Here is a 23604-nt window from a genome sequence, read left to right as displayed (position 1 = left end):
GGAAATGAAATTGCAGATTGGACGCCGTGGGCGGTCCGCAGGGCTGGTCGGCTTGGCTTCGTTGTTACTCGGCGCTTGTGGGGCGATACCCGCAGGCTATAGCGACCAATCGCAACGGCCGCGGGCCTCCGCAGGCCTCGGTTCCTTTGATCCCACACCTGCAACTCGCCAATGTTTCAGCGACCTTGGCAAGGCCAATGTTCGCTTCTCTCCCTTGCCCAACCGCCAGTTCGGCGGCGGGTGCAGCCAGATCGACAGCATCACGCTGCTCGATGTGGGCACCGATGTGACCAATCTGGGCCCGGTCAAATGCGAACTGGCAGGCAAATTTGCCGCCTGGACCGAATATGCCGTGAAACGGGCAGCGCGCAAATATCTCGGCAGCGATCTCAAGCGTATCGAAACCATGGGGAGCTACAGTTGTCGCAATATCGCTGGATCCGGAAAATTGTCACAACACGCCCATGCCAATGCGATTGACGTGTCGGCCTTTGTGCTCACCGATGGTCGCCGGATAACCGTGCAGAATAATTGGAAAAGCGGGCGCCGGGAAATGCAATTCCTGACCGCTATCCACGACAGCGCCTGCAAGCGTTTTGGAACCGTTCTGAGCCCCGATTACAATGCAGACCACCACGACCATTTTCATCTCGATATGAGCGGCAACGGATATTGCCGATAGCCGAACAAGGTCACTGGTCAGCCATAAATCTTTGCGTTAGGGCTACGCCATGACCAATAAAGATCTCCACGACCGACGCTTTTATCACGCCAAGCAGGAAGCCGAATTTGCCGAAAAGGCGCGGGCAGGGACGGACCAGACCCGGGACCCAGCCTATCGGCTTGCTTTTCAGGATACCGATTTCCTGCTCCGTGATGAATTGCGCCCCGTCCGCTTTCAGCTTGAGCTGCTCAAGCCGGAAATGCTGCTTGATGAAGCCGGTATTGGCTCAACATTGGTCATGTATGGCTCGGCCCGCATCCCGGAACCGAGCAAGGCCGATGCCCTGATCGAGGCGGCGGTTGACGACGAATCGCGCAAAATTGCCGAGCGTCTGAAAGACAAAGCCAAATATTATGACGAAGCCCGTAAACTGGCGCGGCTGGCGGGCGAATGCGGCATGTCAGCCAACGGCAAGCGCGATTTCGTTGTCTGCTCCGGCGGTGGGCCTTCGATCATGGAGGCGGCCAATCGCGGCGCTGCCGATGCCGGCAAGGAGTCGATCGGCCTCAATATCGTCTTACCGCATGAACAGGCGCCCAATGAATATGTCACGCCGTCGCTGAGCTTCCAGTTCCACTATTTCGCCCTGCGCAAGATGCACTTCCTGCTGCGAGCGAGAGCGGTGGCGGTATTTCCCGGTGGCTTCGGCACGCTGGACGAATTTCTCGAGCTGGTCACTTTGGTGCAGACCGGCAAGATGGAAAAGCTGCCGATATTGCTGTTCGGCAAATCCTTCTGGAACCGGGTGATCAATTTCGACGCGCTCGCCGAAGAAGGCACGATCAGCCGCGAGGACCTCAACCTGTTCCAGTTCGTCGAAACCGCCGACGAGGCCTGGGATATCATCCAGCGCTTTTACGGACTCAGCTGCCCCTGAGAAGCAGTCGACCAGCCAATTATTCGGCTGGTGCAGCTTCTGCAGCGGCCGGTGTCGCAGCTTCTGCCGCCGCTTCGTCGCCAGCAACAGCAGCTTCGTCACCCTCAACCGGGGTTTCTTCCGCCACCGGTGCGGCTGGCAACGGCAGATTCGAACCCTGCGCGTTGAGATAGACCATCAGATTGGCGCGGTCTTCCGCCTTGCCAAGACCGGCAAAGGTCATTTTCGTGCCATCGGCATATTTGCGCGGCGAGGTCAGCCATGCGTTCATGCTCGTCCAGTCCCAATTGCCCGGAACGCTTTTCAGCGCGTCGCTATAGGCAAAGCCGGCGACATGGCCATGCGGCTTGCCCATGGCTGCCCAGAGATTCGGTCCGATGCCATTGGCACCGCCCTGATTGATCGTGTGGCAGGCGGCGCATTTGCCAAATACTTTTTCACCAGCAGCGGCATCGGCCGTTTGCAACAGGGTCTCGATTGACGGTCCTGCATCAGCAGCGCCACCGGAGGCTTCTACCCCTTCAATCACATAGCCCATGACTTCCGGGCGTTCGTGCTTGCCGGCGTGAAAATATTTGCCGCTGACAATGGAAAAACCAAGGGCAGCGATGCCGCCAGCCAGTACCCAACCTGCAATGGTGTTATTGTTGCTCATAAATTGTCTCAAACCCCTGAGTGAGCGGCGGCCATAGCCTGCCAAATTTGTGCTTTCTGTAAAGAGGGCGACGAAGCAACGCAAGGCCTCAATTGCCGTAATTTGCGCTTGGTCCCATGCGAAATGCGCAGCGCCGCGATCGGCAGGCCACTTCCCTCTTGCCCCGCTGTGTCCCGTTCGACTATCGCAACAGCGCAAAAGAGGGACGAGATGGACAGCTATCCAAAAAACGCGCTGGGTATGGTCAGGAAAATGACTGAAAAAGGGGCTGAACAGCCGGAAAGGGCGATTGCCTTTCAAGGCGCGCCCGGTGCCAATTCGCATCTCGCCGCGCTCGATTATGCGCCGGAAGGGCTGCCGGTTCCCTGTTTCGCTTTCGAGGATGCGATCGATGCGGTGAAGCTGGGCACGGCGGGCAGCGCGATTATTCCGATCGAAAATTCGCTGCACGGCCGGGTTGCCGACATTCATTTCCTGCTCCCCGAATCGGGTCTGCATATCGTCGACGAATATTTCATGCCGATCCGGCATTGCCTGATGGCGCGATCGGCCGATGCCGAGATCCACACGGCGATGAGCCATCCGCAGGCGCTCGGCCAGTGCCGCCACTATCTCCGCAACCGCGGGATCATCCCGGTGGCTTATGCCGATACCGCCGCTGCGGCCGCCTTTGTCGCCCAGCAGGATGATCCGCATGCCGCCGCCATCGCGCCCCGGCTTGCCGCGCAAATTTACGGCCTGCAACCGATCGAGGACGCGATCGAGGATTCGCCGGACAATATCACCCGGTTCGTCGTGCTGGCCCAGGATGCGGCGATCCCGGAAGCCAATGGCCCGGTGATGACGACCTTCATTTTCGAGGTCAAAAATATTCCCGCCGCCCTGTATAAGGCGCTTGGCGGCTTTGCGACCAATGGCGTCAACATGACCAAGCTGGAAAGCTACCAGCAGGGCAGCAGCTTTGCCGCGACCCGGTTTTACGCCGATATCGAGGGCGCACCCGGCGATCCGGCGATTGATCGGGCGATTGCCGAACTCGGTTTCCACTGCAACAGCGTGCGCATATTGGGCACCTATCGACAAGCGCGGCCGCGCGGGGTCATTGAATAGCCTCTGGGACTAGCCTCTTTTCAGCCGTTTGACGATTCGACATCATTGCCGAACAACACGATCATCACCCCGAGCATCGCCAGCAGGACGAAACCGATGCCCTTGAGCCGGTTGCCGGGAATCAGGAACGCCCGCCGTGCGGCAATCACCGATTGCAGCGTGTAATAAAGCGCAAAGGCACGGCTGGCATAAGCGATGATCTGGAAAATATTGACGCTCCAGGTCATCAGCAGGCCGATCCCGACCAATATCGCATAGCCTGTACGCGCCTTGACATGACCCTTGGTCAGTTCCTCGACCAGCCCGCCCGAGCCGCTGGTGTCGGCGATCGCGGCGCTGAACTGCGCCGCCAGCGCAGCGGCCACCAGCAGCAGCGGCAGGATTGGTGTGATAATCCCCATCATGTCGATAATCGCGGTTTCGGTGAGGGCAAATTGCTCGCGCTCGAAACTATAGGCAAATAGCCCGATATAGATCATGTAGATCACGGCGCTGACGATCTGCGCCAGGCGCATCGACTTGATCCTTGTGGCGGCATCATAATTGCGACCGAGATAGCGCGAGGTTTCAAAGCCCTGCACGGTGATGATCAGGCCGAAGGCGAGTGTGAGCGCGGGCCAGCCGGAGAGCAGCGGCGGATGGACAAACAGCGTCGCGGCGCTGGCCTTTTGATAAAAATACCAGGTCAGGCCGACCAGCAGACCGACTATGATCGCCAGTTTCAGCGTCACCGCGCTATATTCCATCTTTTCCAGCGCCTTGAACCCGCGGGTCCAGCCGACGATCAGGATCAGGATATAGATGGCCGAGGTCAGCAGCTTGGCATTGGCCGGGCTGTCGTAGCCGGTCAGACTGACGCCAAAAGCACCGAACAGGTTGAGATAATAGCCCACCGAGATGGTGAAGGCGAAAACCAGCGCCCAGGAAGCGGCAATTTCCAGCCGGTCGATCCCGTCATTCTGGACCGGTTCGCGGACATTGCGGTGAAAGATATTGAACCGGATCGCAGATCCGAACAGAAAAGCGCCGAGACATAGTCCGGCCATGATCGCCGGTGCCATATAGCCATAATCCGACACCAGGATCGGTGCGAGCACGAGGAATCCGCTGCCGATGATCGAGGCCAGCGGCGTCACCGTCGCGCGCCAGACCAGCGACTTTGACAGGCGCGGCGCGAGCAGCAGCAAGCCGGTGGCGATCACCGACAGGATGATGAAAATATTCAATAGCACGGCAAGGTCCGATGACTGCGGATGGTGTCGGGATCGAATAGGCCTTTCGCCAACCTTTTGTCGAAGGGTTTCTCGCGGAAAGCGCGACGCCGGCTGCCAGCAACTTCCAGGGTCACACGGGTCACACCCCCTTTAGTGAAAAGACGGGCCAGTCTTGTCCGGGCCATCCTCTCCCGGGACGTCCCAGTCATCATCATAGCCGTCGGGATTCGCCTTCTCCCAAAAACCCGGCTCGTCCATCATGCCGCTGCGCTCGGCCCGCGCCCATTGCAGGTCATCCCAGCCGTCCGCTTCATGGGGGTCCAGATCGGACGTATCGACATCTTCCGGCGCCGTTGCGGCGATCCGTTCGCGTTCCTGAAACATCTCGAGCCGGCTGAATAGCTCATCGTCGGTCAATTCGGCCATATAGGCGTTCGGCGGCGGCGCGCGGCGCGCCTGCGCCGCCCGATCCTGCGCCTCGAGCATGGCGGTGCAATCCTCGCCTTCGCCGATCGCTGCGACCATTTCATCAAAATCCGCCGCGGCTTCGCGCACGGCCTCGCCGGCCAGATCCAGGCCATCGGCCTTGGCATCGAGCCGGGCTAGCGCCGCGAGCAGCAATCCGGGCGAAAAACGCGTCCGCTCACCCACTTCCTCGCCATGATACCAGACCGTCTCGGTCCAGCCGTGCAGCCCGGTTTCGAGCAAGGTCTCGGCATAAAGATCGCGGGCGTGGATCAATGCAGCATCCCACGCCCGGTCAAAGGCGCGTCCTTCCTGTCGCCGGCGCAGCCGATAGGCGCCCTCTCGGCTCATCCCGACATAGGCGGCAGACGCCTTGACCGACCCGCAGCGGGCCAGCGCTTCAAGAAATTCGCGCTGTTTTTCGGGGGTCCAGCTGGGGGCGGGATTTTGTGGCTGGTCGGTGGGGGAATATTGGGTTGTCATAGCATTCATTCCGTTTTTGGTTAGTTGGAATGTTCTGTATAACCTATATGGTGTTTTGTAGGAAAGAGGGGTTTTTGCCCGCTTCATTCGGAACGCGGACTCAAGTTTTTGACTTTGTCGGATGGTAACGGCTGGATGGCAGACAGGCGTTGATGTGCTTCCGTTGTCGCGGTGGTGCGGATCTCATCCCCTCTGGTCAAAGGTCCTGGGCAGACTGCTCCTGCCAGACAAGGGCCGTGACAACATAGGCGCTGTGACCTATTCCAAGGCCAAGGCCGTCAAAGGGGGATCTTGATGCCATATCGTCACACTCACTGGTTTGTGCTTATTCTGTTGCTCTGGGCAGGATATGCGTTCTGGCCTTCCTATGTTTCGCAATTGCCTGCAGCGACGACAGAAATGCATGTCCATGGGGTGTCCGCCTTTGTCTGGCTGCTGCTGCTGGCCGCTCAGTCCTGGACGATTCAGAACCGGCACAGAAACGCCCATCGCGTGCTGGGTTATGCCAGCTTTGCGCTTTTTCCGATTGTCCTTGCAGGCATGGGCTTTCTGGATGTCGGTATGGCCCAAAGATTTGCTGCAGGATTGATCTGGTATATTGACTATGGCGCACGCTTTGGCGCGACGGATGTCGTTGCCCAAACAGGAATGGCCTATTTTTACTTCATGGCGCTGCGTGAGCGTAAAAATGTCAGGCTTCATTCGGGCTATATGATCATGACGATCGTGTTCCTTGTCGGCACGCTCTTGAACCGTTCGCTGGGCGATATTCTCAATCTACTGGCAGGCAGTGACGTCGATTTCCCCTCATCGATGGCGGTAAGGGCTGCCAATGTCCTAGTGATCTGCTGCTTGCTCACCATGAGGCATTTTGCAGCGGGTGACACCCGGCCGATGCGGGATGCGGTGCTATTCATAGGGTTGCAGCTGCTGGTGTGGGAAACCATCGGCGTCTGGTCTGTCTGGAAGCAGTTTTTTGCCGTTTTCGCCCAAATCAATCCATTTCTGATCGGTGGGACAAGTCTCCTGTTGGGTATTGCTGTCAGCTTTGCTGGTTGGCGGGCAGGTTCAAAGTCGCAGCAGGCGGCATCCAAATTGCACGTTAAAACTCCGTCATGACCCGCTCATTGATCAGCTGATGGCGTCACAGCATTGGCTCCATAGCGCAAAGTAGATTGATCATGGTCCGGTCCGGCACAATCCCGACAATGGAATCGCCATGACGGCTATGCCGACAATAGGGCCGTTTTTTGCCGATCAATGAGCGTCTGTCTAATGCCTGCTGCTGCGCCCATATTATTTCGCCGCCGGTTTAGCCGTGCCGGAAATGCCCGTCGCCATGTCTCATTTGGTAGTTTCCAGGAAAGGGGGGGTGCTTCATTCATCTTGCCACTCTTGACCGTTCGATGCCTTGAAAACGGCGCACCAAGAGCAGCAGCGCGAGAATCAGAAGAATCAGGTCCAGCCAACCTCGAAAACCGGTTCCGGCTGGTCCTGAACGGTCTGGCCGCCGCCCTGCAAATCTCTTCGCACGGTATAAGGAATCGAGCGGTAGATTTTCGGTTCCTTGATATTGAGCTCAGCCCGCGCCTGCTTCAGCGGCAATTCCAGCAGCCTTTCGATATCGGCGGCCAGAATGAATTCCGCCTGCTGCCCGTGCCGGTAGCCCTCGTGGATAGCCCGCCGGATATTTCTGGAGTGATCGAACCGTTCCGCCATTGCGCCGATCGTGCCCATGAGCATCAGCAGGCGCAATCCTATGTCGGGCCACTGTCCGCGATAGACTTCGAGCAAGCAGATTTCCCCAAGCGCATCCGTGTCATAGCCGCTCAGCACATGCCAGAGATCATGTGACACTTCAAAATGGATGAAATAACGGCGATAGGCCGCAAACATGGTCGGTGCATCGACATCAATGCCGGCATGTTTGGCAGCATCAAGCAGCCCATCAACGGCAAAACCCTTTGCTTCCACCATCTTGTAATAGCAATGGCCGACGGTGCCTTCCGGCAAGCCGGCCAGCCAGTCTCGCCGGCTCAACAACGCTTCGATGCGCACCTCGCCGTCCAGTATCCTGCGGCCGTAGTCTGTTTGCGAAAGCTGTTCAAAGCCGCGGCGGTAGGCCTTGCCGGACACCGCCTGAAACAGATCATAGACATGGCTAGTTTCTTCAATATCCCTGAAGATCCGTATCATGCTCATGGCCGCCCGCAGCGGTTGCATGCGCGCCACCGGTGGCACCGGGTAGCCATTGATATATTCCATGGCCGCTTCGTCACATTGTTCCGGGAACAGTCGGTTGGTCAAAATCCCCTCCCCTTCCGATCTTTTCGTGCTGCAATAGCCCGCTTCCTTTTGCAGGGCAAATAATCAGGTTATGCCTCCCTCCCAATCAGGCGCTGCAAGCCAGTCGCACAATCGCTTTGCCCGCCCCGACATATCTGTCTCTATATCCCATTTCCCTGTTTGCACGAAAAACAGAAGGTCGCGGCCCTATCGCGCTAGCGGGCGGAGCGCGCTGTCTGATTATGGTGCGTCAGAGCTCGTTTTTCCGCTACGAGACCCGTGGGTGCCGGGCTGCTTTTAATGATTTATTGGTAATTTACCAATAGGGCGAGCCTGATATATGTCGTCTTTGGCTGACCAGGCTGAGGACGCAATTGTTCAGGGGGGACAATGATCTTTTCACGACGCCATTTCATGGCGAGTGCCGGAATTGCCGGTTTCGCAGGACTATCCGGCTGTACCGGCCAGTTCGGCTCGGCAAATTCCTATCTGACGCCGATCATGCGGCCACAAAATCACAATATTGTCACCCATTGGTGCGACGTCATCATGCAGCAGATCCGCGATCAACGGGTGCCGCCGCCGCGCGCGGCCTATAATCTGGCGATGCCGACCGCCGCCGGATTTCTGGCCGCGAACGGCATATTGCAGGCCTATGACGATCCCTTCGGTATCGGTGTCGGGCCGCGGGGGGCCGATCCTGCAATGGCTTATGGCGTGGCTTTTGCCACCGCCGCCTCGGAAGTGTTCCAGCAGCCCTTTATCGGCGAGCGGATGGATTTCGCCAATCAGATTCCCGATGGCGAAGCCAAATCGCTCGGTGCCGCCTGGGGCCGGCAGGTCGGCCTGAAAATCGTCAAGATGCGAACCCGCGACGGATCGCAGCCGAGCAAGGTCAACTATTATCTGAACCGCTATCAGCGCCGCCACGATGCGCTGCAATGGACGCCGACCGGGCCGCTATACAGCGCCAAGCCCGGTCCGGCCTTTGACAGTTTTTCCCGGCCGCTGTTCCCGGGCCATGGCCAGATCAAGCCGTGGACGATGGGCCGCACCGAAAATTTCCGGACCGCGCCCTTTCATGATCCGGCCAGCCCGGAATTTGCCGCTGAATTTGATCAGGTTCGGGTTTTGGGCGCCGCTGACAGCCGCGAACGGACCGCCGATCAGAGCGAGATCGCCCTGTTCTGGGAAGATGGTCCCTGGGGAATTACCCCGCCGGGTCATTATATGCTGATTGCCATACAGGTGCTGCAGGACCGCAATCTGTCGTTCATCGAATGGGCGCGGGCGATGGCGCTGATCGGCATGACCCAGTGCGACGCCTCGATCCAGGCCTGGGACACCAAATATAGCCATGATGTGATCCGGCCGGAAACCGCGATCCGTCACCGGGCGCCCAAATTTGCCAATCCCGATCCCCGGGTCGAGCGGGAGCAGGGGTGGCGCAGCTATATTCCGACGCCGGAATTCCCGTCCTATACATCCGGTCATTCGACCTTTGGTGCCGCTGGTGCCGCGATGATCGGGCATATATTGGGCAGTGACGAAGTCAGCTTTGCCCACCAGTCGCCCGATCAGGTGCTGTGGCCACAACTGCGCGGTGTCACCCGCCACTGGAACCGGCTGAGCGATGCTGCTGACGAAAATGGCATGAGCCGTATCTATGGTGGCGTCCACTGGATGCGCGATCATCTGGTCGGGATGGAAGCGGGCAAGGCGATTGCCAATCATGCCCATGCCCAATATTTCCGGCGGAGGGTCTGAACGATGATGCACGGATATTCTCGCGCGCTGTTTCTGCCCCTGGCTTGCGGGGCAATGGCGCTGGCCGCTGATCCTGCGAGCGCGCAGGTCAGTCTCAACTATGACAATCTTTCCTCCTTTGAAGAACCGCTGGCGTTTGAAATTGGCGAAGCCACCGTGCTGGTCGGCGGCGTCGTCGATGTGCCGGTTACCCTGGCGCTGGATGACGGCATTTTCCGCGATGACGTGGACGTCAGCCTAGTCACCAATCTGGATATCAATATCGAGATGCAGCTCGCCAACCGATGGAATGTCGGGGTCGCCTATTTCGGCCAATATGACGAAAATAGCGATGATTATGTCGACAATGTCGCTGGCTTTGTCCGCACCAGCTGGGGCAGTCTGATCGGCGGCAATGTCAATGGTCTGGTGCGCGAAGCGACCCGGCGACGGCGCGGTGTCGGCAATGCCAATCTGGCATTTGACGATTTCTATGGCCGGACCAACCAGTGGGGCGGCGGCTATAGCGGCCGGTTTGGCCCGACGACCCTTACCGGCATTGTCGATAACGATGGTCATTTCGAGCTCGGCGCGCAATTTCAGCGGCCGATTGGCCGTAAAGATTATCGCCTGACCACGCGGGTGGCCAGGGCCCGTTATCTGGCCGCTGATGGCGTGACCGACTTCGCCACCATCGGCGCCGGTGCGGTCGGCGAATTTGTCTATGGCAGCAGCCTGTTCGACCTCGGCTTCGGCTATGAGAATCTGCAAGCTGGCATGATCGATCTCGATCGCTGGTATGTTTCCGGCGGTGCGCAAACCAAGATCGGTGTGCTCAGCCTGTCTGCGGCCGGTCATTATGGGGAGCTGGATGGCACGTCGGAAAGCTCTGCTTCGCTTGGTATCCGCTATGACATCGCCCGCGGTCTGTCGACCAATCTTGGCGTCAATGCGCGCAAGGCCCAGATTGCCCGCGACGGCGTGTCGGTGGTCGACGAAGATGAAACCAGCGCCACCGCTTCCGTGCGCTACAGTTTTTAGGCTTATGGCTGGCTAGCGGCCGGCCAGCTTTTTCGCTTCCGCCAGATGAGTCCGGCCGATGCGGATTTCGGTGCCGCATTTGAGGCAGGCCATCCAGACGCCGCCGCCGTCATGGCGCAGGCCGGCGATCCAGTCGCGCCGGACCAGATGCGACCGGTGCAGGCGGATGAATTCTTCAGGATTGAGCCGTTCTTCCAGGCCGGTGATGGTCTGGTGCAGCAGATAGCTGATGGCGCCGACGTGCAGCCGCATATAGTCGCGCTCGGCCTCGACCCGGTCGATTTCGGCGGCGACGATGCGGCGCAGTTCGGATTTATAGGGCACCCAGAATTCTTCCGCCCAGGGCGAGTCGTCCGCCTCATTGGTGCGCGGTTCCGCAGTGCGTTCGCGGACCCGGGAAATGGCCAGAGTGAGCCGCTGGCTCTCGACCGGTTTCAGCACATAGTCGATTGCCGCGACATCAAAGGCCTCGACCGCAAAGCGGTCAAAGGCGGTGACAAATATGATTGCCGGGGCATCGGCCTTGCCGGACAGAGCCCGCGCGACATCCAGCCCGTCCTTGCCGGGCATGGCGATATCGAGCAGCAAAAGGTCGGGTTTCAGCTGTTCGGTGAGGCGCAGTGCCGCTTCGCCATCGCTGGCGGTGCCGATCAGATCGATATCCGGTTGCCGGGCGCAGAGCAGTTGCAGGCGTTCGATCGCCAGCGGTTCATCGTCGACAATCAGCGTTGTCAGTGGTCTGAGTTCGATTTCTTCGATCATGGATTGTCCAGCATCAAGGGTAGGGTCAGCTGGGCAATATAGCCTCCTTCTGCCGGACGTACAGTCTGCAGACTGGCTTGCCGGCCAAAGCGGGTTTCGAGCCGGTCGCGGACGTTGGCGAGGCCAATGCCGCTGCTCGTGCGGTCATCATCCAGATCCACCGGTCGCGGATCGCCGTCATCGGCTACTGTCAGGATCAGATTGTCACCATCGGACCGGGCGCTGATCGTGATCGTGACTGGTCGTTTGCTGTGGGCGACGCTATGCTTGATCGCATTTTCGACCAGCGGCTGCAGGATCAGGCCGGGCACCAGCACGCCGAGCAATTCGTCGGGAATATGGACTTTTGTTCTGAGTCGCTCGGGGAAACGGACCGCCTCGATATCGAGATAGAGATTCTGCAGATGCACCTCTTCCGACAAGGGCACATCCTCCAGCGGATCGCCGGACAGGCTGGTGCGATAGAATTTCGACAGATTGAGAATCATCTCCTCCGCTTCTTCCGGCTGGCTGCGCATCACCAAAGTGCTGAGGCTGTTGAGTGTGTTGAACAGGAAATGCGGATTGACCTGATAGCGCAGCGACCGCAATTCAGCATCCTGGGCCGCCTGGGCGAAGCGAGCGGCCTTGCGTTCCACCTGGCGGACCTCGCCGGCATAGCTCAGGGTCAGATAGAGCGAGGCCCAGCTGACGATGAAGAAAAAGCGGGAGGTGGCATCTTCGGAAATCGCCTTGAGCGCGAAATTGTCCTGCGCCATATATTTGCGCATTTCCTCGACATGCGCTTCGTCCCACAGATTTTCCGGATAATATATATTGAACACATAATGGTTGAACCAGGCGATGATGATGGCGCAGGGAATCGCGGCAGCAAAGGCGGTGATGATCCGGGTGGACAGCGCCTTGTCCTCAAACTGCCGGAGAAACAGGTAAAGCAAATAGGTAATGCCGATGCCGAAAATCGTTACGACAATGCGTCGCATCGCCATTTCGCCCTGGGCCGGCCAATCGCCAATCGACGCCCGCAGTGTCAGCACGATTACATAGAAAAGCCAGAATCCGAGTATCGACAGGATTGCGACCTGATGTCCGACCGACGGCTTGTGATTTCCCAGTTCAAATTTTCTCATATATGTTCAATTCACCATTTCGAGTCAGCTTAGGACAATATGGTATCAATTGTCTCTAGGGGAATCGTGACCGGTCGAAACAGGCTTGCGGTTGGTCGAAACTTTCTAAGTCTGACGCGCAATTTTCCAAATTCCGAGGCGCGACACGCAATTATTAGGGACCGATTTAACCAATTGCTAACCATGTTTGGCTCAAATGTCTTCGTGGCATCAGTCCACGAGGAGTTGCGAAAGCATGACCAAGGAAATACGCCCCGTTCCCGGCGCCCTGACGCTGGCTGAAATGAAGGAATTTGCGAGCTTCAGTTCGGCGACCCAGCGCTATATCCGCCGGTCGCTGGATGTCGGCCTCGAGCGTTCCGATGCCATTGGAACCTGGTCGCGCGACAAGGTCGAAGAAGCCGGGATCAAGGTCCAGATGTCCTTGTACCGGCGGCTCGCCGACATTCGCAAAGCCATTCCCCAGGATTGCGCGATCGACAGTATCGAATCGTTCATGCCATCGCTGATTTCGCTGGCCGCCTTTGATCTGGGGCAGGGCCGCATCCACAGTTTTCCGGCCTTCCGTTTTCTCTATGAGCGGCTGCTGGGTCCGGATTCCCGGCCCTGGTTGCCCGGTGCCTTTTGCGCGGCGGCGGCACTCCCGCATCTTCACCCGAAAACCCGCAAGGGCCTGCTGCAGTCGATCAGCGAAGCCGCTGCGACTGCGCCGGGCTGGTCAAACCGCGAACCCAGTTTTTTCCCGGAATGGGTCGAAAAAGTCGACATGAGCAAAGCGGCGCATTGACCGCTGTAATCCAAGCACAGAAACCCTAGGCGGTTGCTGGCCGTCCGGTCATCGCCGCTTCATATTCGCTTTCGGCCCGCTGGATCAGATGCCGGTCATCTTCATTCCACGGATGAAATCCGGGCAGGAAGAATTTGCACCACGGGATGATGATCGCCCGCGCAATGCCTGGCTCTATGAGCAGGAATTTCAGCAGTTTGAGCTTTACTCGCCATCCGGTGATGCCGTCCTGCGCCAGCAGGTCGAGCGAGTCATTCCAGCGGTTACCCCAGAAATTGCGGGTGATGATCAGCATCATCAGCGCCTTCACTTTCCAGCGTTGCCAGCGGCTCCAGTCCCGGGTCGCGTATAGCCATGTGTCGTAAGCGACGCCCTTATGTTCAATCTCTTCCAATGCGTGCCAGCGCCACAGATCGGCGGTTTCCGGATCGGAATCCTTCCAATGCCGGGGATTGGCGAGAAATTGCTGGGCCATGATCGCGGTAAAATGTTCGAGGATCATCGTTGCCGCCAGATTGGTGATCTTGGGCCGGTCCTTGGTCATGCCGAGTGATTCGGTGATGCGCTGCTCGATCCGGCTGGTGTCATAGCCATTTTCCTCGACCCGGCGGTTCAGCGCCAGATGTTCGCGGCTGTGAATCACTTCCTGCTGGATGAAGGCGCGGATTTCCTTTTGCAGCTTCTGCGGTGTGTGATCGCGAAACTGTTTCACGCTTTCGATGAAGAAAGCCTCGCCGCGCGGAAAGGTGAGCGACAGGCAATTGTAGAAGGCGGTCGCGACCGGATCGCCATTTTGCCAGTATTTTACAGGATCATAGCCTGCTTCCCGGCCGAAACGGCGGTCACGGGGCGTGATTTCATGGTCAGCGGGCGTCGGCGTGATTATGGTTTCCGGTTCGGTGCTGACCGAGCTAGGCATATTCATCAGATGTTTCCATTATGCGAAATGCAGCCTATAGCTGACATGATTGATAATAAGGTTACTAACATAAATGTCAATAGCGAAGCGTCGTCTCTCCCCTGAAGAAAGCCGCGGCATGGCGCTGGCAGCAGCCCGTGACTTGCTGATGGAAACGGGTCCGCAGTCGGTTACGTTAAAGGCCGTGGCTGGACGGATTGGCCGCACTCATGCCAATCTCCTGCACCATTTCGGGTCGGCTTCCGGCCTGCAAAAGGCGCTCGCCGCCTATCTGTCCGACGAAGTCTGCGGCAAGACCGCGCAAGCGATCCTGAAATCCCGCTCAGGGGAAGGCAGTGTGCGCGATATTGTCGACCTGACTTTTGATGCCTTTGACAAGCAGGGCGGCGCGGCGCTCTGGTCCTGGATGATGCTGACCGGCAACGAAGACGCGCTCGACCCGATTGTCGATTCCATTCATGCTCTGGTCGATGATATTGGCGAAGGCGGCCATGAAAACCGCGAAAAGCATGAAGACACGCTGGCTCTGGTGCTGATGGCGCTGGGCGATGCGCTGATCGGCGACCGTCTGTCCGACTCGCTCGGCCTGCCCCGCGATTCCGCTCGTGACATGGCCGAACGGCAACTGGCAGACGCTCTGGAACGCTGGAAGAGCGAGAATGACGTTTAGGCCAGCGTCGCAGGACGACAGCGATAGCTGATCGGGGAATCCGTTAGTCCTGGGCCTGTCGAAGGACGCTTCCCGGTCGATAGGCGTGGTTCGACAAGCTCACCACTAGCGGAAGCTAGCTGATGAAAACCAGTTTAGCGCCCGTCATGCCACTCTGGATTGCCGCGCCGCTTCGCTCATTGCAATGACGAACGGCCATCCACACGTTTTGCCGAATCAATCCTTGGCGAACAGTTGATCATCGCTGGCAAAGGCCTTGAACTCCAGCGCATTGCCGCTGGGATCATGGAAAAACATCGTCGCCTGTTCACCGACCTGACCCGCGAAGCGAATCGTTGGCGCGATGACAAAGTCGATCGCGGCGGCGGATAGACGGTCTGCCAGAGCCTGCCATGCGGACATCGTCAGCACGACGCCGAAATGCGGCACCGGAACCTGTTCGCCATCGACCGGATTGGCCAGCGGCCGGGCAACGAAATTCTCGTCCAGATGCGCGACAATCTGGTGCCCGAACAGGCTGAAGTCGATCCAGTGGCTGTCGCTGCGGCCTTCATCGCAACCCAGCAGGTCACCATAGAAAGTGCGCGCCGCGTCAAGATCATGCACCGGGAAAGCGAGATGGAAGGGGCGCAAGGGGGCGAGGGGTTCAATGTTCATTGCGGGGCTCCTTATCTTCCGGAGCGGCAAGCAAAAAACAATGGTCGAAATCCAGATTGGAACCCTGACCCCTGGATTCGAGCTTTTTGGCGTCGGCCAGCATTGTTTCGCGGCTCAGCGTCAATAATATGTCGCTTTCCTGACCGCTCAACCCCTCGGCCCGCATCTTGTCGCGGGCGCGGCTGTCGAGCACGGCGGCCAGCGTCTTGAGATCCTGCGCGGTCTTGGACAGGCCTTCCCGGTCGTGGACCTCTTCATAGGCCAGCTGCAGCATCCCGGCGCATTGGTTCAGGTCTGGCTTCGGCTTGGGCGGAACCGCCGCATCGAGCAAGGGTAGGCAGGTCGCCATTTCGCGTCTGACCACCTCATCCGGATCGGCGGCATCCTGCGCCAACGCTTGCTGGGCTGCCACCGCCGCCAATATGTCTTCGCGTACCTGCTCTCTGGTTCTGCCGCTATCGTCCATGATCTGTTGGCCAACCAGACCAGCATAGGTCGCACCGCGTTCGGTGAGCAGCGGATAGTCGAGCGCGCGCGCCACGCCCTGTTCCTGTTCCGAGGCGATGATTGCCAGAACGGCAACGCAGGACAGGTCGCGCTGCTGGATTTCGTCGAGCGGTGCGGGTGGGCTGGCTGCCGGTTGCGACAGGGCGAGCATCAGGAGGGATATGAAATTCATGGAGCGGCAATAGCAAGCAAATGCCGCTTCGGGCAATTAACAATTGAATGGTGATCGCGAACACGGCAAAAGCCGCCGGTGTCAAAAATCCAGCAAATGATCGTCCGCCATCCTTACGGAATCTCGCTGCTTGCGGGCGGCTTGAGCGCAACCGGCTTCGCGCCGCTGAACCTGTGGCCGCTGACGCTGCTGATGCTGATGCTGTGGATGGCGATCCTGATGCAGGTGCAGAGCCGCAAAGCCGGGTTTTTCAGCGGCTGGCTGTTCGGTGTCGGCCATTTTATCATCGGCCTGAACTGGATCGCCAAGGCCTTTACCTTCCAGGCGGCGATGCCGGAATGGCTGGGCTATGTGGCGGTGGTTTTGCTGTCGCTCTATCTGGCCGTTTTTCCCGCTCTGGCTGCCCTGGGAGGCTGGTGGATCGGCAAGGACAGGCCGATGGTGCTGATTCCCGCTCTGGCCGGGATGTGGATTATTACCGAATGGCTGCGAAGCTGGGTGTTCAGCGGGTTTATCTGGAGTCCTCTGGGGACGATTGCGCTGCCGCTTGGCCGGCTGGCGGATGTCAGCATGTTTATCGGATCCTATGGCCTGTCGGTGTTCCTGTTTGCCGGAGCTGGCGGTCTGTGGCTGCTGTTTCAGAAAAAATGGCAAGCCGCATTGCCGCTGTTTCTCGTTTTCGGCAGCCTATCGCTATTGCCTCATCACGAGAAAAGCCCGATTGCTGCGGACCAGCCGCTGATCACCGTGGTCCAGCCCAATATCGGCCAGCAGGACAAATGGCAGGCCGGTTATGAAGAGCAGAATCTGGAGAAACTGGCAGAGCTGACTCTCCGCAAAGACGATAGTCCCCGGATTATTTTCTGGCCGGAAGCCGCGATTCCCGATTATCTCGAGACCGGCTATCCGGCGCGCTATTATTACGGTCGTCCTCCGTTCTTTGTCAGACGCCAGCTGGCTTCGTTGATGAAGCCCGGCGATGTGCTGGTGCTGGGTGCACTCAAGCTGGAATTTGATGCAGCCGGCGACCGCGCGGTCGGCGCCCGCAACAGTGTCTTTGCGATGGATGCACAGCATGAATTGCTCGGGCGCTATGATAAGGCACATCTGGTGCCTTATGGCGAATATCTGCCGATGCGGCCGCTTTTGTCGGCGATCGGCCTGTCTCGCCTCGCCCCCGGCGATTTTGATTTCTGGCCGGGGCCCGGCGCGCGTTCGATCGATCTCGGCAAATTTGGCAAGGCTGGCATTCAGGTTTGCTATGAAATCATCTTCTCGGGACAGGTGGTCGACCCTGATAATCGTCCGGACTTCATTTTCAATCCGTCGAACGACGCCTGGTTCGGCAGCTGGGGACCGCCGCAGCATCTGGCGCAGGCGCGCCTCAGGGCCATTGAAGAGGGGCTGCCGGTGATCCGTTCCACCCCAACCGGCATTTCCGCAGTGATTGACGCGAACGGAACGGTCAGAGCCAGCGTGCCGATGGGGCAAGCGGGCCGGATTAATAGCCGCCTGCCGCAGGCGAAGGCGCCTACGCTGTTCGCGCAATATGGCAACGTCCTGCCGCTCGGTTTGGCGCTGATTTTGCTGCTATCTGCCATTGCCATCCGTGCGCGTGATCGTTAAAGATCATATAAACATTTCCTTATGTCACATCGGTCAGCCTCTTTCTGACCAAAAATCAGGAATCTAACATGCGTTCAGAATTTATCTTCACCTCCGAATCAGTCTCTGAGGGCCATCCTGACAAGGTCTCCGACCAGATATCCGATGCCATTGTCGATCTGTTCCTTTCCAAAGACCCGGAAGCCCGGGTGGCTTGCGAAACCCTGACCACCACCGACCGGGTGATTCTGGCAGGCGAGGTTCGCGGCGCGGGCATGATCGACACGGACGGCAATTGGGCGCCTGGTGCACAGGAAGAAATCCAGACCGCGGTCCGCGAAACGGTGAGGAAGATCGGCTATGAGCAGGACGGGTTTCACTGGCAGAATCTGACCTTCGAAAATTATCTGCACCCGCAATCGGCGCATATTGCGCAAGGCGTGGACGCAAGCGGCAACAAGGACGAAGGCGCCGGTGATCAGGGCATCATGTTCGGCTATGCCAGCGACGAAACGCCGGAACTGATGCCGGCCACGCTGCAATTTTCGCATGAGATATTGAAGCAGATGGCCAATGATCGCCACAGCGGCAAGGCACCCTTCCTCGAGCCCGACAGCAAGAGCCAGGTGACCCTGCGCTATGTCAATGAAGTGCCGGTCGAGGCGGTTGCTCTGGTGGTCTCGACGCAGCACGCGCCCGGCTATTACAAGGACAGCGACAATCCGGCGCTCTATCAGGAATTGCGCGACTATGTGATGGGCGTATTCAATTCTGTGCTGCCGGAAGGCTTTATCACCGACAAGACGGTGATTCACGTCAACCCGACCGGACGGTTTGAAATTGGCGGCCCGGACGGTGACGCCGGTCTGACCGGACGCAAGATCATCGTCGACACCTACGGCGGCGCCAGCCCTCATGGCGGCGGTGCCTTTTCCGGCAAGGATCCGACCAAGGTTGACCGCTCGGCCGCCTATATCACCCGCTATCTGGCGAAGAATGTCGTCGCGGCGGGACTCGCCAAGCGCTGCGCGATCCAGCTGTCTTATGCAATTGGTGTTGCCGAACCGCTGTCGATCAACGTCGACCTGCACGGCACCGGCAAGGTCACCGAAGAGAGACTGGAAGAATTATTGCCGCAGCTGGTGCGCCTGACGCCCAAGGGCATTCGCACCCATCTCGGCCTGAACAAGCCGATCTATGGCCCGACCGCCGCTTATGGCCATTTCGGCCGCAAGGCGGAGGGAGATCTCTTCACCTGGGAGAAGACCGATCTGGTGGATGCGCTGAAAGCCGCTCTCTGAAAACGAGCTTGCCAGTAAAAGTTCCCGGGCGATGACCGCATCCAAAGAAGGTGATCCTACCACCATTCGTCAGCTATATGGTCGGCGTCAGGGTCATGCGTTGCGCGATCAGCAGGTCGAGCTGGTCGAAAAACTGCTGCCGCAAATCGCCGTTCCCACGGAAGGCCCGGTGACAGCGACGTCGCTGTTTGGCGGCGACCGTCCGCTGCATCTGGAAATCGGATTTGGCGCCGGCGAACATCTGGCGGCCCGCGCCGACATGCTTCCCGATCATGGCTTTATCGGCTGCGAGCCCTATCTCAATGGTGTGGTCGGCGCGCTGCAGCATATCCGCAATCAGCGTCTGGGGAATGTCCGGCTGCATATGGACAATGCGCTGGACGTGCTGGAACGGATTCCGGACGGCGCGTTGAGCTTTGTCTATCTGCTGCATCCCGATCCCTGGCCCAAGGCGCGTCACGCCAAACGACGCTTCATGAATCATGGGCCCGTGGACCTGATCGCCGCGAAGCTGAAACCCGGCGGGGAATTTCGTTTCGGCACCGATCATCCGGTCTATCTGCAATGGGCCTGCATGATCATGAACCAGCGCGACGAGTTTGACTGGCTGTGCGAAAGCCCGAAAGACTGGACGATCCGTCCCGGCGGCTGGCCGGAGACGCGCTACGAAGCCAAGGCACGTCGGCAAGGTCATGATGTCTGGTATTTCCGCTACCGGCGCAAATAAACCATCGCGCATCAAAATCGTTGATATTCGAACCTCAGGCTAGTCGCCGGGTTTCGGCCAGATACACCAATTTTTAACCATGTTTGTAAAGCATCCTAGGATGCTGAACCTTAACCTTCCTTGTTTATCCAGTGCTTAACCAAAAAACGGTCGCGCAGGATTATAATAGTACTGGGAGGTACACAGGCAGATATGGACATTGCTCCGAGCATCGCTGATGCGGCGACCGAATCTCATGCGCAGAATAAAAGCGCGACACCCGCTGACCTTCATATTCGACCCCGCAACCGGCATTTTTCTGATGCCGTGATCGACCGGCGGCGCTGGGTTGGTGGCGATCCCTTTGCTTCGGCTTTTTTCAATGCCCTTTCCGTAACCTTTCCCAAGGGCGAGACGTTTTTCATCGAATCGATCAAAAAGTTTCGCACGCGCGTGCCAACCAAATTGCAGCAGGAAATCCGCGCCTTCATCCAGCAGGAAGCCATCCATAGCCGCGAGCATCATTGCTTCAACGAACATCTCAAAGATTGTGATTTTGATATTAGCCGGCTGGAACAGGCGATTTCCAATGTGGTGAACGGCATTCGCGCGAAGCCGGAAACCGCCCATCTCGTGGCGACCATGTGTATCGAGCATATTACCGCGATTCTGGCGGCAGAAGTGATTGCCAACCCTAAGCATTTTGAAAATGCCGACGAACAGCAGCGCAAATTGTGGCTATGGCATGCTTCGGAAGAAATTGAGCATAAGGGTGTCGCCTATGACACATGGCTGCATGTGACCAAGGACTGGAATCCGCTGAAACGCTGGTGTGTTCGCAGCATCTTCATGGCCAAAATCGCACTGGGCTTTACCAAAAACCGCGCCAAAGGCGTGCTCGACCTGCTGCGCCAGGATGGCATTTCAGGACCGCGCGCATGGCTTGGGCTGGCCCATTATGCATTGGTTGGCAAGGCGCCTTTCCGGCGGACCTTGTGGCCGTTGCTGCAATTTTTCAAACCGGGCTTCCACCCCTGGGATATAGACGACCGCCCCCTCATCCGGCTTGCCGAGAGCGAGTATGAAGCGGCGATCATGGTCGAAGTTTAGGCTGGATCCGAATTGCCCGCGCTCACCGACGGGCACGAGGTCGAGCGGCTTAAAAAAGTAGCCTGATCATGCTGCTAGTGGTCGCATGACCTGGCCGTCCTGCGCTTCATCCAGCCGGCAGGAATATTCCACCGCTTGCGCTTCCCTGTTTCTGCCCCGGCTGAAAACACCGACCGTCTGACCGGTCGGTTTGAATCCCAATTTGCGCAGAACCGATCCCGAAGCAGGATTGTCAACAAAATGGCTTGCGACCAGACGGCTATGGCCGAGCGACCGGGCGTTCTGCAGCACGGCCCGGCCAGCCTCAGTGGCGTAGCCGCGCCCCCAATGCTGACGGCTGATCCAATAGCCGAGTTCGACATCGCCATGGTCCTGCGAATCGATCCCGATGCAACCTGCCAGTTGCGGCGGGCCGTCCGTCCGGCTGAATATCAGCCAGCGGGGAGTGGCAGGGTCGGTGGGCAAGGACAGGAACCGCCGGGCATGGTCCAGTCGATAGGGCCAGTGCGGGCTCGCCAGATTGCGGATAATCGCTTCATCATTGATCGCGGTGAATAATGCACCGGCATCTTCCGGCCAGCCGGGTCTCAGCAGCAATCTTGGTGTTACGGCAAACATCGGGACTCTCCATCATCAAATGCGCGACGCCCCTGTCTTGAATGGTAAGCCCGCTAGCAGGCTGCCATTACAAGACTGTGACGTCACAGCAGGGAGAGACAAAAAAAGGGAGAGGATAACCCTCTCCCTGAAATTGGTGGTTCTGTCGAACCGGCCGGGTCATCCCTCTGGTGGATAACCCTTTATCGATTATCCGGTTATTCGGCGGCTTCCGCCATCAGGTCGACAGACACATATTTGCGACCGAGCTTGCCCTTGTGGAACTCCACCTTGCCGTCGACGAGCGCGAACAACGTGTGGTCCTTGCCCATGCCGACATTACGACCCGCATGGGTTTGCGTGCCGCGCTGGCGGATGATGATATTACCGGCGACAACGGCTTCGCTGCCAAATTTCTTGACGCCCAGACGACGACCTGCTGAGTCGCGTCCGTTGCGGGATGAACCACCTGCTTTTTTATGTGCCATGGTTTAGTCCTCTTTCTTCGCAGCCGGCTTCTTGGCTGCTGGCTTTTTCGCCGGTGCCTTCTTGGCAGCAGCTGGTTTTGTTTCGGTTTTCGCAGCAGCCTTTTTCGCTGGTGCTTTCTCGGCCGGAGCCTTCTCAGCCGGTGCAGCCTTTGCTTTCGCAGCTGGCTTTTCTTCGGCGGGAGCAGCTTCCTTCTTGGGAGCGGCCTTGGCTGGTGCCTTTTCAGAGCCGATGGCGCTGATCTTCAATACCGTATGCTGCTGGCGATGGCCGTTTTTACGACGATAATTATGCCGGCGGCGTTTCTTGAAGATGATTACCTTCTCGCCTTTTTCCTGTCCGAGTATCTCAGCCAAGACGGTCAGGCCCTTGACGTCCTTGATGTCGCCACCGTCGCCGGCAAGCAGAACGTCGTCGAGGGTTACCGAATCACCAGCTTCACCAGCTAGTTTTTCGACTGCGATAATATCTCCTGCGGCAACCCGATATTGTTTGCCGCCGGTGCGCACAATTGCGAACATGGCTATGTTTCCGTTTCAAATTTAAGGTTCCAGCGCACAAGACCGTCGGCGCGAGTCCTTCGGCTCACGCTGGAAAGAGTGGGCAGCTAACCGATGGAACTGGCGCTGTCAACCAGCTTAAGGCGAATTTCGGCTATTCGAGGCGACCCGGCAACGCTCCGCTTCTTCCTTGGAGATTCGCCGTTGCAGACCGGATAAGCCTCTCCTAAAGACAGAGCAATGAAAAAACTTTCCGCTTTGGTGACGATCATCACGGTTACGCTGTCCGGTTGTGCGATGCAGCAGGGCGACTTTCCGTCGCTTCTGAAGCGTCCCTATGAAAGCGAACCGGTGATGGACGCAGCGGCGGCCCCCGCTACCGTCATTTCCTCCCTGACAGCTGATCTGCAAGGCAGACTCAGCGCAGCCGTGACAAGCAGCGGGGCCGCGGATGATCAGTTCCAAGCCAGGCTTCCGGTCGTCAAACAGCGGGTGGATGCGGCGCGCGATGCGGCGGTGTCGAGCGAATCATGGGTCGTCGCCCATATGGAACTGGCGGCGCTTGAGATACAGCGGAGTCCTTCGGTCGAGGCGCTGGCCGATATCGATGCCCTGTACCGGGAGCAGCTCGAACGCGAGACAGAAGCAGATCAAATCGGCGGAATCGCCATTATTGCCGAACGGCGCGACTGGGTGAAGGCGCAAGTCGACCGGCAGCAGTCCGAGATCGAAGCCATGAAGAATCGGCTGCGCTAGGGAAGAATCGGCTGGGCTAACCCAGATCGTCGATGGCCGCCTTGTGGGCCTTGGCATTTTCGACATAATGGGCAACACCCATGCGCATCCCGGCAATAGCGGCTTCCGGCAGATCACGCATGAATTTTGCGGGTGATCCTGCCCAGAGCTGGCCGGAGGGAATGCGTTTATTCGGAGTCAGGGTCGCACCGGCGGCGAGCATCGCATCGCCCTCGATCACGCAGCCATCCATGACCGTGCTGCTCAGGCCAACAAAGGCCCGGTCTTCGAGCGTCGCACCATGGAGCATCACCATATGGCCGACCAGCACGTCATCACCGATGATTGTCGGATTGCCG

The 23604-nt window shown here is 58.4% G+C and carries 26 protein-coding genes; 13 read left to right on the top strand and 13 right to left on the bottom strand.

The features are described 5' to 3' along the window. The first annotated feature begins 4 nt into the window (after positions 1-4). Entirely contained in the window at positions 5-682 is a 678-nt protein-coding gene (locus tag V7665_RS00970) for an extensin-like domain-containing protein (protein WP_335662668.1), read from the top strand. Positions 683-731: 49 nt separating this feature from the next. Then, positions 732-1601, top strand: coding sequence for a TIGR00730 family Rossman fold protein (locus V7665_RS00965; RefSeq protein ID WP_335662667.1), 870 nt, complete (start codon positions 732-734; stop codon positions 1599-1601). A 19-nt stretch (positions 1602-1620) separates the two neighbouring features. On the opposite strand, the gene V7665_RS00960 is transcribed toward V7665_RS00965, so the two are convergent. Further along, entirely contained in the window at positions 1621-2256 is a 636-nt protein-coding gene (locus V7665_RS00960) for a c-type cytochrome (RefSeq protein ID WP_335662666.1), read from the bottom strand. Positions 2257-2466: 210 nt separating this feature from the next. Here V7665_RS00960 and V7665_RS00955 point away from each other — a divergent pair, with 210 nt between their 5' ends. Next, positions 2467-3366, top strand: a complete 900-nt coding sequence (locus V7665_RS00955; protein WP_335662665.1) for a prephenate dehydratase — start codon at positions 2467-2469, stop codon at positions 3364-3366. A gap of 20 nt (positions 3367-3386) precedes the next feature. On the opposite strand, the gene V7665_RS00950 is transcribed toward V7665_RS00955, so the two are convergent. Together V7665_RS00950 and V7665_RS00945 are read right to left on the bottom strand one after the other, a co-directional pair. Continuing rightward, complete coding sequence (locus V7665_RS00950) at positions 3387-4598, bottom strand: hypothetical protein (protein ID WP_335662664.1); 1212 nt, start codon at positions 4596-4598, stop codon at positions 3387-3389. A 132-nt stretch (positions 4599-4730) separates the two neighbouring features. Continuing rightward, complete coding sequence (locus tag V7665_RS00945) at positions 4731-5528, bottom strand: hypothetical protein (protein ID WP_335662663.1); 798 nt, start codon at positions 5526-5528, stop codon at positions 4731-4733. Positions 5529-5942: 414 nt separating this feature from the next. Here V7665_RS00945 and V7665_RS00940 point away from each other — a divergent pair, with 414 nt between their 5' ends. Further along, positions 5943-6647 (top strand): hypothetical protein, encoded by a 705-nt coding sequence (locus V7665_RS00940; protein ID WP_335662662.1) that lies wholly within the window; start codon positions 5943-5945, stop codon positions 6645-6647. Positions 6648-6983: 336 nt separating this feature from the next. Here V7665_RS00940 and V7665_RS00935 read toward each other — a convergent pair whose 3' ends face one another. Then, positions 6984-7835 (bottom strand): Coq4 family protein, encoded by an 852-nt coding sequence (locus V7665_RS00935; RefSeq protein WP_335662661.1) that lies wholly within the window; start codon positions 7833-7835, stop codon positions 6984-6986. Between the two features lie 369 nt (positions 7836-8204). On the opposite strand from V7665_RS00935, the gene V7665_RS00930 reads away from it, so the two are divergent. Then, the gene (locus tag V7665_RS00930; protein ID WP_335662660.1) at positions 8205-9581 is read left to right on the top strand and encodes a vanadium-dependent haloperoxidase; all 1377 of its coding nucleotides are present in this window, start codon (positions 8205-8207) and stop codon (positions 9579-9581) included. 3 nt (positions 9582-9584) lie between these two features. Continuing rightward, positions 9585-10601, top strand: a complete 1017-nt coding sequence (locus V7665_RS00925; protein WP_335662659.1) for a hypothetical protein — start codon at positions 9585-9587, stop codon at positions 10599-10601. 12 nt (positions 10602-10613) lie between these two features. Here V7665_RS00925 and V7665_RS00920 read toward each other — a convergent pair whose 3' ends face one another. Together V7665_RS00920 and V7665_RS00915 are read right to left on the bottom strand one after the other, a co-directional pair. Continuing rightward, positions 10614-11363, bottom strand: coding sequence for a LytR/AlgR family response regulator transcription factor (locus tag V7665_RS00920; protein ID WP_335662658.1), 750 nt, complete (start codon positions 11361-11363; stop codon positions 10614-10616). Then, positions 11360-12493, bottom strand: a complete 1134-nt coding sequence (locus tag V7665_RS00915; RefSeq protein ID WP_335662657.1) for a sensor histidine kinase — start codon at positions 12491-12493, stop codon at positions 11360-11362. The genes V7665_RS00920 and V7665_RS00915 overlap by 4 nt, the downstream gene beginning before the upstream one ends. A gap of 235 nt (positions 12494-12728) precedes the next feature. Here V7665_RS00915 and V7665_RS00910 point away from each other — a divergent pair, with 235 nt between their 5' ends. After that, positions 12729-13280 (top strand): hypothetical protein, encoded by a 552-nt coding sequence (locus V7665_RS00910; RefSeq protein ID WP_335662656.1) that lies wholly within the window; start codon positions 12729-12731, stop codon positions 13278-13280. Positions 13281-13305: 25 nt separating this feature from the next. On the opposite strand, the gene V7665_RS00905 is transcribed toward V7665_RS00910, so the two are convergent. Then, entirely contained in the window at positions 13306-14205 is a 900-nt protein-coding gene (locus tag V7665_RS00905) for a metal-dependent hydrolase (RefSeq protein WP_335662655.1), read from the bottom strand. A 67-nt stretch (positions 14206-14272) separates the two neighbouring features. Here V7665_RS00905 and V7665_RS00900 point away from each other — a divergent pair, with 67 nt between their 5' ends. Next, positions 14273-14869: a TetR/AcrR family transcriptional regulator gene (locus V7665_RS00900; protein WP_335662654.1), complete on the top strand. Its 597-nt coding sequence runs from the start codon at positions 14273-14275 to the stop codon at positions 14867-14869. Positions 14870-15085: 216 nt separating this feature from the next. On the opposite strand, the gene V7665_RS00895 is transcribed toward V7665_RS00900, so the two are convergent. Then, complete coding sequence (locus V7665_RS00895) at positions 15086-15526, bottom strand: VOC family protein (protein WP_335662653.1); 441 nt, start codon at positions 15524-15526, stop codon at positions 15086-15088. Next, on the bottom strand, positions 15516-16205 hold the full coding sequence (locus tag V7665_RS00890; protein ID WP_335662652.1) for a hypothetical protein: 690 nt from the start codon (positions 16203-16205) through the stop codon (positions 15516-15518). The genes V7665_RS00895 and V7665_RS00890 overlap by 11 nt, the downstream gene beginning before the upstream one ends. A 96-nt stretch (positions 16206-16301) precedes the next feature. Here V7665_RS00890 and lnt point away from each other — a divergent pair, with 96 nt between their 5' ends. The 4 genes from lnt to V7665_RS00870 all read left to right on the top strand — a co-directional run bounded on the left by lnt (position 16302) and on the right by V7665_RS00870 (position 20927). Beyond that, positions 16302-17831, top strand: a complete 1530-nt coding sequence (gene lnt / locus V7665_RS00885; protein ID WP_442955146.1) for an apolipoprotein N-acyltransferase — start codon at positions 16302-16304, stop codon at positions 17829-17831. A 68-nt stretch (positions 17832-17899) separates the two neighbouring features. Beyond that, on the top strand, positions 17900-19111 hold the full coding sequence (gene metK / locus V7665_RS00880) for a methionine adenosyltransferase (protein ID WP_335662650.1): 1212 nt from the start codon (positions 17900-17902) through the stop codon (positions 19109-19111). Between the two features lie 31 nt (positions 19112-19142). Continuing rightward, positions 19143-19838, top strand: coding sequence for a tRNA (guanine(46)-N(7))-methyltransferase TrmB (gene trmB, locus V7665_RS00875; RefSeq protein WP_335662649.1), 696 nt, complete (start codon positions 19143-19145; stop codon positions 19836-19838). A gap of 192 nt (positions 19839-20030) precedes the next feature. Further along, positions 20031-20927, top strand: coding sequence for a metal-dependent hydrolase (locus V7665_RS00870; RefSeq protein ID WP_335662648.1), 897 nt, complete (start codon positions 20031-20033; stop codon positions 20925-20927). Positions 20928-20993: 66 nt separating this feature from the next. Here V7665_RS00870 and V7665_RS00865 read toward each other — a convergent pair whose 3' ends face one another. The 3 genes from V7665_RS00865 to rplU form a co-directional block, all read right to left on the bottom strand. After that, complete coding sequence (locus V7665_RS00865) at positions 20994-21545, bottom strand: GNAT family N-acetyltransferase (protein WP_335662647.1); 552 nt, start codon at positions 21543-21545, stop codon at positions 20994-20996. A gap of 197 nt (positions 21546-21742) precedes the next feature. Further along, a complete protein-coding gene (gene rpmA / locus V7665_RS00860; RefSeq protein ID WP_067197476.1) occupies positions 21743-22012 on the bottom strand; it encodes a 50S ribosomal protein L27 in 270 nt (89 codons plus the stop codon). A gap of 3 nt (positions 22013-22015) precedes the next feature. Further along, positions 22016-22531, bottom strand: a complete 516-nt coding sequence (gene rplU / locus V7665_RS00855) for a 50S ribosomal protein L21 (protein WP_335662646.1) — start codon at positions 22529-22531, stop codon at positions 22016-22018. A gap of 219 nt (positions 22532-22750) precedes the next feature. Here rplU and V7665_RS00850 point away from each other — a divergent pair, with 219 nt between their 5' ends. Further along, entirely contained in the window at positions 22751-23266 is a 516-nt protein-coding gene (locus tag V7665_RS00850; RefSeq protein ID WP_335662645.1) for a hypothetical protein, read from the top strand. Between the two features lie 16 nt (positions 23267-23282). On the opposite strand, the gene V7665_RS00845 is transcribed toward V7665_RS00850, so the two are convergent. After that, positions 23283-23604, bottom strand: a 322-nt coding sequence (locus tag V7665_RS00845) for a gamma carbonic anhydrase family protein (RefSeq protein ID WP_335662644.1), incomplete at its 5' end; no start/stop codon positions are given.

Source organism: Parasphingorhabdus sp., from assembly GCF_036964675.1.
Classification (GTDB): Bacteria; Pseudomonadota; Alphaproteobacteria; order Sphingomonadales; family Sphingomonadaceae; genus Parasphingorhabdus.
This window is presented reverse-complemented; position numbering and strand designations above follow the sequence as displayed.